The organism is Gordonia sp. UBA7860, from assembly GCF_002500165.1.
GTDB lineage: Bacteria > Actinomycetota > Actinomycetes > Mycobacteriales > Mycobacteriaceae > Gordonia > Gordonia sputi.
On sequence record NZ_DLSO01000081.1, the window covers coordinates 1 to 11,474 of the forward strand.

Annotated in this window: 13 protein-coding genes; 11 read left to right on the forward strand and 2 right to left on the reverse strand. The window is 65.4% G+C overall.

Translation table 11 applies throughout. The annotated features are described in order from the left end of the window. The 5 genes from dapB to B3T59_RS10420 all read left to right on the forward strand — a co-directional run. Window positions 1-689: 4-hydroxy-tetrahydrodipicolinate reductase (dapB, locus tag B3T59_RS10400; RefSeq protein ID WP_287002189.1), on the forward strand; the 689-nt coding region annotated here is incomplete at its 5' end. 6 nt (window positions 690-695) lie between these two features. Next, a complete protein-coding gene (locus tag B3T59_RS10405) occupies window positions 696-1,211 on the forward strand; it encodes a hypothetical protein (protein WP_064861459.1) in 516 nt (171 codons plus the stop codon). Continuing rightward, window positions 1,208-1,777: a maleylpyruvate isomerase N-terminal domain-containing protein gene (locus B3T59_RS10410; RefSeq protein ID WP_064861460.1), complete on the forward strand. Its 570-nt coding sequence runs from the start codon at window positions 1,208-1,210 to the stop codon at window positions 1,775-1,777. The genes B3T59_RS10405 and B3T59_RS10410 overlap by 4 nt, the downstream gene beginning before the upstream one ends. Before the next feature lie 16 nt (window positions 1,778-1,793). Beyond that, window positions 1,794-2,246: a flavodoxin family protein gene (locus tag B3T59_RS10415; protein WP_287002190.1), complete on the forward strand. Its 453-nt coding sequence runs from the start codon at window positions 1,794-1,796 to the stop codon at window positions 2,244-2,246. A 276-nt stretch (window positions 2,247-2,522) separates the two neighbouring features. Then, window positions 2,523-3,200, forward strand: coding sequence for a GAP family protein (locus B3T59_RS10420; RefSeq protein WP_251721127.1), 678 nt, complete (start codon window positions 2,523-2,525; stop codon window positions 3,198-3,200). Between the two features lie 21 nt (window positions 3,201-3,221). On the opposite strand, the gene B3T59_RS10425 is transcribed toward B3T59_RS10420, so the two are convergent. Beyond that, a complete protein-coding gene (locus B3T59_RS10425; protein ID WP_251721128.1) occupies window positions 3,222-3,593 on the reverse strand; it encodes an HNH endonuclease in 372 nt (123 codons plus the stop codon). Window positions 3,594-3,699: 106 nt separating this feature from the next. Here B3T59_RS10425 and B3T59_RS10430 point away from each other — a divergent pair, with 106 nt between their 5' ends. From B3T59_RS10430 to B3T59_RS10450, 5 genes are all read left to right on the forward strand, one after another. Further along, window positions 3,700-4,533 carry a thymidylate synthase gene (locus tag B3T59_RS10430; RefSeq protein WP_251721130.1) on the forward strand — a complete coding sequence of 278 codons (834 nt, stop codon included), beginning with the start codon at window positions 3,700-3,702 and terminating at the stop codon, window positions 4,531-4,533. A 229-nt stretch (window positions 4,534-4,762) separates the two neighbouring features. Further along, window positions 4,763-6,454 carry a PE-PPE domain-containing protein gene (locus tag B3T59_RS10435; protein ID WP_287002191.1) on the forward strand — a complete coding sequence of 564 codons (1,692 nt, stop codon included), beginning with the start codon at window positions 4,763-4,765 and terminating at the stop codon, window positions 6,452-6,454. Between the two features lie 9 nt (window positions 6,455-6,463). Further along, complete coding sequence (locus B3T59_RS10440) at window positions 6,464-6,988, forward strand: dihydrofolate reductase (protein ID WP_251721132.1); 525 nt, start codon at window positions 6,464-6,466, stop codon at window positions 6,986-6,988. Window positions 6,989-6,999: 11 nt separating this feature from the next. Next, window positions 7,000-8,244, forward strand: coding sequence for a winged helix-turn-helix domain-containing protein (locus tag B3T59_RS10445; RefSeq protein WP_287002192.1), 1,245 nt, complete (start codon window positions 7,000-7,002; stop codon window positions 8,242-8,244). 85 nt (window positions 8,245-8,329) lie between these two features. Next, the gene (locus B3T59_RS10450) at window positions 8,330-9,094 is read left to right on the forward strand and encodes an HAD-IIB family hydrolase (RefSeq protein WP_287002193.1); all 765 of its coding nucleotides are present in this window, start codon (window positions 8,330-8,332) and stop codon (window positions 9,092-9,094) included. A 15-nt stretch (window positions 9,095-9,109) separates the two neighbouring features. Here the strand turns inward: B3T59_RS10450 and B3T59_RS10455 are convergent, their stop codons facing one another. Beyond that, window positions 9,110-10,519: an amidase gene (locus B3T59_RS10455; protein WP_287002194.1), complete on the reverse strand. Its 1,410-nt coding sequence runs from the start codon at window positions 10,517-10,519 to the stop codon at window positions 9,110-9,112. Between the two features lie 146 nt (window positions 10,520-10,665). Here B3T59_RS10455 and thyX point away from each other — a divergent pair, with 146 nt between their 5' ends. Then, a complete protein-coding gene (gene thyX / locus B3T59_RS10460) occupies window positions 10,666-11,418 on the forward strand; it encodes an FAD-dependent thymidylate synthase (RefSeq protein WP_287002195.1) in 753 nt (250 codons plus the stop codon). The last annotated feature ends 56 nt before the right edge of the window (window positions 11,419-11,474 follow it).

The window sequence follows — 11,474 nt, forward strand, 5'->3', positions numbered from 1 at the left end:
ACGCTGTCGAGGCCGCCGAGGATCTCGTCTTCACCACGGGCGTCGACAAGGGCGACGATCCTGTTGTCTTCGTCGACACGGACACCTCCGTCGTCATCGACTTCACGCATCCGAGCGTCGTCATGGACAACCTGAAGTTCCTGATAGAGAACGGAATTCACGCGGTCGTCGGAACCACCGGCTTTACCGCGGAACGTCTTGCACAGGTGCGCGAGTGGTTGTCCGATGCACCCGACGTAGGGGTGCTGATCGCACCCAACTTTGCGATCGGAGCCGTCCTGTCGATGCGTTTCGCACAGCAGGCGGCTCGCTTCTTCGACTCCGTCGAGGTCATCGAGCTTCACCATCCACAGAAGGCCGACGCACCGTCGGGCACCGCGTACCGAACCGCGGCGCTGATCGCCGAGTCGCGTGCCCAGGCGGGCGTCGGACCGAGCCCCGATGCCACGACCGAGGAACTGCCCGGTGCGCGCGGGGCTGTTGTTGATGGCGTGCGCGTGCACTCCGTCCGACTCGCCGGCCTCGTCGCGCACCAGGAGGTCCTCCTCGGCACGCAGGGTGAGACGCTGACCATCCGCCACGACTCGATCGATCGCAGTTCGTTCGCGCCGGGCGTGCTGCTCGGCGTTCGCCAGATCGGCACCCGACCGGGCCTGACCGTCGGACTCGACGAACTGATGGACCTGTAACTGCCGATGTCTGCCGAGCCGAGCAAGAAACAAGAGAAGGATCCGACGCAGCGCGATGCCCGCCCGATCGTGTGGATGATCGGTTTTCTCGTTGTCGCGATGATCGTCTACTTCGTGCTGCTCGGCAGGACCGGAGTGCAACTCATCGCGCACGGCGGCGTCGTGGCGGTGGGGCTCGGCATCGGTGTGTTGATCCTGCCGTTCCTCGGTGCGTGGCTGATCTGGTCGACGCTGCGTGCGGGTATCGAACATCAGAAACTTGCGCGGATCATGGCGCAGGAGGGGCGCGAACTCAACGTCTCTGACCTGCCGCGTCGAGCGTCCGGCCGCATCGAACGCGACGCCGCGGACGAACTGTTCGCACAGGTCAAGCAGGAGTGGGAAGCCAATCCGTCCGATTGGCACAACACGTATCGGATCGCACGTGCCTACGACTATGCGGGCGATCGCTCTCGAGCCAGAGAGATGATGAAACGTGCTGTGGCCCAGTTCCATGGTCGTGAAGATCGGCCCAGCGCATGAGCGACGCTGTCCGTGCGCTGTTGGATGCGGAGCAGCTCTGGGCCGACGCGCTCGCACAGGTCGGTCCGGCTGCGCTCGATCGCCGCAGCGGCGCCGATGGCTGGACCAACCGCGACCTCATCAATCACGTCACCGGCGGAGGCCATCGATACGCGATGCTGCTGGCCGGTGCGAGTGCCGCCGATGTCGAGACGACCAGGGACACCGACTACATCGTCGACGATCCGGTTGGTGAGTTCTGGTGCTACGAAACCATGCTGCGCGAGTCCGCCGCGGCCGCCGACCTCAGCGCTGCCGTGGATCATCGGGCCGGGCGACGCTCGGGTGACGACCTGCTGATCATGCGCGTCATGGATCTCGCGCTGCACACCCACGATCTCTGCGTCGGTATTGGAATCAAATGGGAGCCGTCGGACGCACTCGTCGAGTACCTTCTCAGCGGCGCGTCGCCTCTCATCGAACAGCTCAGGGGCCGAGGCCTTTTCGGACCTGCAGTCGAGTGCGCCGACACTGACTCGTCGAGCGCGGCCGATCGGCTCCTGGCGTTTTCCGGACGGACACGATGACCTCGGGGAGTAGATCATGAGTCGCCTGCTGATCGTCCATCACACGCCGTCGCCGCACTGCCAGGCGATGTTCGAGGCGGTGGTGGCCGGCGCGACCGACCCCGAGATCGAGGGGGTCGACGTCGTGCGCCGGGCCGCGCTGTCTGTGTCGACGAGTGACTTCCTCGACGCCGACGGCTACGTCCTCGGCAGCCCGGCGAACCTCGGGTCGATCTCGGGTGCACTCAAACACGCCTTCGACTGCTCGTACTACCAGATCCTCGACTCGACGCGCGGTCGGCCGTTCGGCCTCTACCTTCACGGCAACGAGGGGACGGAAGGTGCGGTGAACGCTGTCGACCGGATCGCTGCGGGGCTTGGCTGGGAGAAGGCCGCGGAGTACGTGATCGCGTCGAACAAGCCGGACAAGGCGGTCCTCGAGGCGTGCTGGGAGCTCGGCGCGACCGTGGCCGCGGGGCTCTCGGACTAGGCTCCCCGAGGCAGATCGACATCACAGACGCGGCTCGAATTGGCAAACGATGCTGGTACTTCAGCCGCATCTGCCGACTCGAGACGCGTGTGGAACGTCGAGTTTCGACAAGCGCCACCACCGCGCAGTTTGTGCCGACTTTGCAATGAACTACGACGAATCTGCGCAACTGCTGGAAGACTTGCGCAGTCGATCGTCGGTGAGTGCGGAGGGCGTCAATTGTGAGAGGTTCAGGCTCGTCGTGGCAGGCAGTGGCGTCGTGATGGGAGCGCCGGCGTGATCGCCACCGCCGTTGGAGATGTGTTGCCGATCGCGGTGACGGTCGCGATCAGTCCGGTCGCGATCATCTCGGGTGTCGTGCTCCTGTTGTCCGAACACGGCCGCGCCAAAGCGGTGCTCTTTGCTGTGGGGTGGATCGTCAGTCTGCTTGTCGTGACGGGCATCGCGGTCGCCGTGACGGACGTGGCAGAAGAGGATTCACCCGCCGCCACGGATGACGGAGTCAAGATCTTCACCCTGATACTCGGGGTGATATTCCTTGGACTCGCAGCGGTTGCCTGGCGAAAGCGACCCGCACCCGGTGAGCCGGCAAGCGAAGCGAAACTGCTGGCCAGGGTGACGGCGATGTCGGGGCTGTCGGTGTTGGGGCTCGGACTCATTGAGGCGGTGGCAATCGTGAAGAACGTGCCACTCAGTTTGGGCGCGGGGGCGCGCATAGCCGAGGACACCGGGAACCGGTCAGAGGCGTGGATAGTGCTGGTGATCTTTGTCCTGATCGCCAGTCTCGGCATCTTGCTTCCGCTGCTCATCGCGATAGCGGGAGGTCACCGGCTCGATCCAGCGCTGAACAACTTCAGGGAGTGGCTCGAGGCAAACATCTCGCCGATCACCATCATCACGTGTCTCGTCGTCGGCGTGTACTTCATCGGCAAAGGTCTCGCAGTGTTCTCTTGAGGCGGTTCTCACGAGGACTGGTCATTCCGTGGGTTGAGCCTCGTCGACGGTGTCGCGCAGTTCGGCGATGATCTGCGCCTGCCGGACCAGGAACAATCGTTCGTCGAGCTTCTTTCGACGCATCCACGTGGTCACCTCGGTATTGCACTTGCTGGCATTGCACGAGCGGCAGCACGGCACCACATTGCCCAGGGTGTAGCGACCACCACGGGAGATCGCCAGCATGCAATCGCGTTGCAGCGCAACACCATCGGCGTGGCAGTACGCGCATCCGCCCCACGCCTCCTGAAGTGCTTCCCACTGGAGAGGAGTCAGGTCGTGTGACTTCGCCGCGACTCGTGACCTGCGACGTCGTGCGTAGCGGTTGGCGCGGGTACGCGGGCGGGGCGGCACGCGTCGAGCGTAGCCGGTTGTCACCACACATCACACGAGCCACACGCAACCCACAAGGGGTGTCGCAGGCACAGGGGGCAGGTGCGGCGGTCCTAGACTGGAAGTCGTGAGTACGGCCATCCGCGACCTCAGCTCGACAGAGACGATTCCGACGCCATACGAGGACCTGCTGCGTCTGGTGATGGATACCGGCACGCCCAAGGCCGATCGCACCGGGACCGGAACGCGCAGTCTGTTCGGGCACCAGCTCCGCTACGACCTCGCTCAGGGTTTCCCATTGATCACCACCAAGAAGGTGCATCTGAAGTCGATCATCTACGAATTGCTGTGGTTTCTGCGCGGCGACTCGAACGTGCGATGGCTTCAGGACAGGGGCGTGACGATCTGGGACGAGTGGGCCGACGAGAACGGCGAACTCGGCCCTGTCTACGGCGTCCAGTGGAGAAGCTGGCCGACGCCGTCGGGCGAGCACATCGACCAGATTTCCGCGGCGCTCGAGATGCTCAAGACCAATCCCGACTCGCGACGCAACATTGTGTCTGCGTGGAACGTGGGGGAGATCCCTCAGATGGCGCTACCGCCGTGTCACGCGTTCTTCCAGTTCTATGTGGCCGACGGCAAGCTGTCGTGCCAGCTCTATCAGCGCAGTGCGGACCTGTTCCTCGGAGTGCCGTTCAACATCGCGTCGTACGCGCTGCTCACGCACATGATGGCGCAGCAGGCTGGTCTCGACGTCGGGGAGTTCGTCTGGACCGGCGGCGACTGCCACATCTACGACAACCACGTCGACCAGGTCAACCGGCAACTCTCGCGTGAGCCGTATCCGTATCCGACGCTTCGGCTGAATCCGCGCGAGTCGATCTTCGACTACGAGTTCGACGACGTCGAGATCGTCGACTATCAGTCACACCCGGGCATCAAAGCGCCTGTCGCGATCTGATTCGAGAACCCTCCGTTCGTGTCCTCCGAACGGAGGGTTTCTCGCGGCCTGATTTTCAGTACCGATGGTATTGAAGTGTGATTTGTGTTACATCATGACGTGCCGAGCGGAGATCTGATGGGCCTAGCCGCACTCTGCCGGTCTCGTTGATCGGGCGCACCGTGCGACCAACGGGCTGACTATCGAAGTCGGGTCGGGAGCGGTCGGCCCGATCGGTTGGTAACTACATATGGGATCGATTCTGCGTGTCTGCGCCGCGATGGTGTCGGCGATCGGTGGCGTCATCGGAGCTGTCTGGGCGGCCGCCGCCATGACGGTGGCGAACGCCGCGACCGTCACGGCGCTCATCATGGGTGGTACCTGGAATCCGTTGGTGGACTTCGGTCCTCAAGTGCAAACCGACGAGTTCGTCGACACCTATCTGAACCTCATCGCGTCGAACTACCTCGCGCAGGCCAGTGGTGTTGACGCGGCCGACCTGAACAAGGTCGCCGTGTACACGCCGGAGGAGTTCGCGCCATTCACCGCGGGCGACCTGAGTTTCGATCGTTCGGTCGCGCTCGGAGTGGTGAATCTGAGCGCCTGCATATCGGGTGCCACTGCGTGTCCGCGCAATCTCTCGTTCGGCACGCCCGCCGCGGGCGATCAGCTCGTCGTGTTCGGATACTCGCAGAGCACCAGGATCGCGGCGATCACCAAGCGGTCGCTGATCGACTACTTCTCGAGCGTCGGCTGGGCGTCGGCCCCCGACGTGTCTTTCGTTCTGGCCGCAGACGTGAACAGGCCCAACGGGGGGATCCTCGCGAGGTTCGCAGGATTGTCGATTCCGTTCCTCGGTATCAGCATGGACGGCGCGGCGCCGACAAACAGTTGCGTCGACGGCCAATGCCATTTCCGCACAACCGATATCAGTTTCCAGTACGACGGCTTCTCGGACTTCCCGTCACACCCTCTCAACGTGATCGCCGACCTGAACGCGGTTCTCGGCATCGCTTATCAGCACGGCCTCTATCCGTTTGAATCACCGCTGGGCGCACCGGGAACCGTCGATCAGGGCGAGTACGGCGACACGCACTATTACATGATTCCGGCAGAGGTTCTGCCGATCCTCGTTCCACTGGTGGGGGTGCTACCCGCGACGTGGATCACCGCGCTGGACATGCCACTGCGGACCATCATCGAGATGGGCTACAACCGAGAGCTCAGCCCCGGGAAACCGCTTGCGGCGCAGTGGTTCCGGTTCTCGCCGGTGCGTGACGCCATCACACTCGCGATCGCCATGGCGACGGGCATCGACGGCGCCGTCGCGCAGAAGACCGGAGATCCGTCCAACCGGCCGCTCGGCACAACGGCAATCAGCGGACCGTTCGGGGTGCCGGAGTTCAGCTTCCGTGGCTGGTTCGACGCCGCGCATCCCGGCAGTTCAGCGGGTTCGTCGCTCAGTTCGAATGTCGAGTTGTCGGCGACTTCCGCCGCCGCTGACCCGCCGACGGCTCCCGTCAGCGCCCGGGCGCGATCCGCGGTGGTGGACGATCCGATCTCGACGTCGTCCGGTCAGCGCGGAACAGACGCGATGGCGCCGCAGGGCGTCGAATCGGGCGGGGCGTCGGCGAATGCGACACCACCGACTGATCAGTCGGATTCGGACCCATCTGCAGCCTCGACGACGCCGCCACAGTTGACGCGGCCCAACGCGCAACAGCAGGTGCATCCGGAGGGCGGAGCGAAACTTCCCGCGACGGTAGGTGACACGGCAGGCGGTGGCAGTCGATCGGGCGACGACGCGCCGGGTGTCGCCGCCACGGGAACGACGCCGCCTCGTGGTGTCACGGATGCCGGGAACGGTGCAGGGCAGAATGTTTCGACGAAGGGCGAACGGGACGGATCGGCGCTGGGAGAGCCTGTCGGACCACGGCGGTAGTCTCTGTCCATGGCCACTGGCATCACACTCATCTGGGCGCAGGATCGTGTCGGCGCCATCGGGCGTCAGAACACGATCCCGTGGCGTGTCCCCGAGGACATGCGCCGGTTCCGCGAACTGACAGGCACCGACCCGGTCGTCATGGGACGAAAGACGTGGGAGTCGCTGCCCGAGCGATTCCGCCCGCTGCCGGAACGCCGCAACGTCGTGGTCACCCGGAACACCGATTACGCCGCGCCAGGGGCAGAGATCGCGGGCTCGCTGCGCGAAGCGCTGGATCGGATAGTCGGCGCCGTCACGGTGATGGGTGGCGGCGCGATCTACGAGGCCGCGATGGAACACGCCACGCGGTTGCACGTCACCGAGATCGATCTGCTCGTCGAGGGAGCCGACGCGTTTGCGCCCGAGATCGACCCGTACGGGTGGGAGGTCGCGGAAGCCACGTCGTGGGAGACGTCGTCTGGCGGGCTTCGCTATCGCTTCGTCGACTACTCGCGTCACCGCACGGCGTCGGATGTGCGTCGGGGAGCTTGATCGTCTCCGCGATGGCACCTCCCGAGCTCTCGGCCGCGCAGGCGGCCCGAATCGCCCTCACCGCACAGGGATTCGGTCCTCGACCTTCCGCGGGAACCGTGACGCGCAGGCAGGTGTCGCGGATCGTCGAACGCACGCGACTGATCCAGATGGATTCGGTGAACATCGCGGTGCGAGCGCATTATCTGCCGTTGTTCTCGCGGCTGGGCTCCTACGACCGAACCCTGCTCGACCGCGCCGCGTGGCATCCCGGGCGGTCCACTCGGATACTCGTCGAATATTGGGCGCACGAGGCCGCACTGATCCCGCTCGACGACTGGCCGTTGTTCGGCTGGCGGATGGAGGAGTATCGGGACGGACGGTATCTTCACACTCGAGAACTCATGCGCGACAACCGGGTTCTCGCAGCGGATATTCGGGCGCTCATCGGCGAAATCGGGCCTTCGACGCCGCGTCTGATCGAGAGTCATCTCGGGATCGAGCGTGAACCCAGCTCACCCGGCGGCTGGTGGAATCGCGGCGATGTGAAGCATCTGTGTGAGGCGATGTTCGCCTCCGGTGAGTTGTCGGCTGTGCGAGACGCGAACTTCGGACGCCACTACGACCTCACCGAGCGCGTCGTCGGCGAGGTCGCGCAGCGTCGCATTGAGAGGGTCGATGCGCACAGGCAGTTGGTGACGAATGCTGCTGCGGCGCTTGGCATCGCGACCGCCGCTGACCTTGCCGACTATTACCGACTCAAGCCCGCCGAGGTCCGCGACGTCGTCGCTGAGTTGGTGGAAGACGCAGTGCTGCAACAGGTGTCGGTGCGTGGCTGGAAAGACGTCGCGTTTATGCACGCCGACACCGTGATTCCGCGTCGCATCGCGACTGCGGACGGGCGGTCGACGCTGCTCTCGCCCTTTGATCCGCTGGTCTTCTTTCGTCCGCGCGCCGAGCGGCTCTTCGGTTTCCGGTATCGCATCGAGATCTACGTCCCCGAACACAAGCGCGTACACGGCTACTACGTGCATCCCTATCTGCTCGGCGATGAGATGGTCGCGCGTGTAGACCTCAAGGCCGACCGCGCCGCGGGGGTGCTCCGGGTGCCTGCGGCCCACCTCGAGGAGGGGCGTGACGCAAGTATGGTCGCCGAGCGTCTCGCGACCGACCTCGCGACGACCGCGCAGTGGCTCGGACTCGACGGCGTCGAGGTCGGCTCCCGTGGCGATCTGGCCGGACGGTTGGCTCATGCCACCGTGAGGGCTTCGGCATGACATGCTGTTTCCGGCTTTGAGACAATCCAGCAGACATTCACCACGGCACACATTCACCGCACTGCGGAGTTCACGAGAGGTACCGATGACGGTCACGCACGACGGGCGCACCTACCAACTGGTCATGTTCGATCTCGACGACACGCTGGCACCGTCGAAGAGCCCCATGGACGACTCCATGGTCGAGGTCTTCGGCCGACTACTCGACCGCAGCATGGCGTGCATCATCTCAGGCGGGAACTTCGATCAGTTCCAGGTGCAGGTGCTCGACCGACTCGGCGACGGCGTGAATCGTGCGAACCTGCATCTGATGCCCACGAACGGCACGCAGTACGTGCGGTGGGACGGCTCCGAATGGAAGACCGTGTACGCCGAGTACCTCACCGACGACGAGAAGCAGCGCACTCTGACGACGCTCGAGACCGGCGCGAGAGAACTCGGCCTGTGGGAAACCGAGACGTGGGGGCCGGTACTGGAGGATCGGGGCAGCCAGATCACGTTCAGCGCGTTGGGGCAGGCTGCTCCCGTCGACGCGAAGAAGGCGTGGGATCCCGACGGCCGCAAGAAGGAGTCGCTGCGCGCGTACGCGGCCGAACGTCTTCCCGACCTCGAGGTCCGCAGCGGCGGATCGACGTCCGTAGACGTGACCCGGAAGGGCATCGACAAGTCTTACGGTGCGCGCCGACTGATGGAGATCCTCGAGCTCACCGTCGACGACATCCTCTTCTACGGTGACCGGCTCGACGAGGGCGGCAACGACCGGCCGGTGATGGAGCTGGGCATCACGTCGATCAGCGTGTCCGATTGGACCGACACGCTCGCCAAGCTGACCGCGCTCCTCGACGAGTGAGCAGGGTCGGCGTGCTCACCGTTCGGTGACGCTCGGCCGATGCTCGCCGAACCCGACGATCTCCTCGATCTGCGTGGCCAGCGACACGAGTAGCAACTCGCTGTTTGCCGGTCCGACGAGCTGAGCGCTCTGCGGCAGGCCCGAGCGATCCACTCCGATGGGTACGGCCGCCGCAGGGTTGCCGAGCACGTTCCAGGCCGCCGTGTACGACGCGGTCTCGGCGGCTGCGCGCAGAAGGCCCACGAAACCGTGCCGGTCGAGCTGTCCGGCCTTGACGGCAGTGGTGGGGGTGGTCGGCGTCAGCAGGACGTCGTAGTCGTCGAAGATCTGTGCAAGGAGCGTCTCAGCGATCCGCTCCGCACGTCGCTCGGCCCACCCGGCGCCCGCGTGGAGGACACGTCCGACACGGGCGATGTGTCGAGTGTTGCGCTCGAGCCTGTCCGGATGTTCCACGCGCGCAGCCTCTTCGGATACGCCCGACGCGGTTTGCACGGAGAAGACCCCCGACAGGAGCGGGTAGTCGGGATCGGATTCGACGACGGTGTGGCCGGCCTCGCGCAGGTGGTCGGCCAGCGCGCGTATCGCCGCGGCCGACTCGTCGTCGACCATGCCCGCCCGCATCGGATTGCGAAACGACAGCCGGATTCGCAGGCGTCCGGGCGGCGTGGCCGCGGCGTCGACGAAGGAGCCGGGGAGCGCAGCGGCATGAAACCTGTCCGTCGACGTCGTGCCGGAGATCACGTCGTAGATGAGTGCGCTGTCGGCGACGGTGCGGGTCAACGGACCCAGGGTGCCCAGCGCCCGCCACAGGTCGGGGTTGGGTGCCGTACTGACCCGCCCTCGCTGTGGTTTGAGTCCGAACAGACCGCACCAGCTCGACGGCAGACGGATCGACCCGCCGCCGTCGCCGCCGATCCCTGCGGCCACCATCCCCGACGCGACCGCTGCCGCGGTACCTCCGCTCGAGCCGGCGGGGGATCGGTCGAGGTCCCACGGGTTCCGCGTCCAGCCGTGTGCCGCCGTTTCGGTGAAGGGCCAGATACCGAACTCGGGCATCCGGGTCTTGCCGATGATCACAGCGCCCGCGTCGCGCAGACGCGTGACCACCTCCGAATCGGCCCGTGCCGGCGTGGTCACCGACGCCCCACCACATGCCGTGGGCACACCGCGCACGTCGTTCTCGTCCTTGATCGCGATCGGTACCCCGTGTAGCGGGCCCGCGGGGGCGCCGTCGCGCAGTGTGGCGTCGAGTCGATCGGCTTCGGCTCGCGCCTCGTCGTGCAGTACGGCGGAGAACGCGTTGACTGCGGGGTCGAGGCGAGCGATCTCGGCCAGGCTGTGCTCGACGAGTTCGCGGGAGGTCACCTGGCCGTCGACGACCCAGGCGCGCTGGCTGTGGACAGAACTGAAGTGCAGATCGGGCATGGCACTCATCGTCCCCGCTCGGGCACGAGTACCGGCGAAGAAACTCCGCGGGTGCCGCAAGAGTGTTCTCGGACGATGGGGTGGTCGGGGCGTGGTGGTCGCGCTGATGGAGAATCATGGATGCCCACTAGGTGAGAGGAGGCGACATGTCGGACATGGTCCCGTTGAAGGTGCAGATGGTCGCCGCGACCACGTTCAACCCGCCCGAGGACGTCCCGTGGAGCACCGACGCCGACGGCGGCGAGGCGCTCGTCGAATTCGCGGGCCGCGCCTGCTATCAGAGCTGGGACAAGCCCAACCCGCGTACCGCGACCAACGCGGGCTACCTGCGGCATATCCTCGAGGTCGGCCACCTGTCGCTCCTCGAGCACGCGAATGTGACCTTCTACATCACCGGCATCTCACGGTCGTGCACCCACGAACTGATTCGGCATCGCCACTTCTCGTACTCGCAGCTCTCGCAGAGGTTCGTCCCCGAGCACGACTCGAACGTGGTCGCGCCACCGGCAATCGAGGGTGACGCGCACCTCGAGGCGTTGTTCACCGAAGCCACCGACGCGAGTCGCAAGGCATACGGCGAGCTGCTCGACGCCCTGGAGGCGAAGTTCGCCGATGTTCCCAACGCGATCCTGCGCCGCAAGCAGGCACGTCAGGCCGCGAGGTCGGTGTTGCCGAACGCGACCGAAACCAAGATCGTCGTCACCGGCAACTACCGGGCGTGGCGACACTTCGTCGGCATGCGCGCCACCGAACACGCCGACGTCGAGATCCGTCAGCTCGCCGTCGAGTGCCTGAGCCAACTCATGGACGTCGCGCCGACCGTGTTCGGCGACTTCGAGATCGGCACGCTCGCCGACGGCACCGAGGTCGCCACATCGCCGTTCGTGCTCGAAGGCTGAGCAGCAGATCCCGCACGGCGTGGCCAATTGGTTCACGCTCCCGGCGCCGCGTGCTG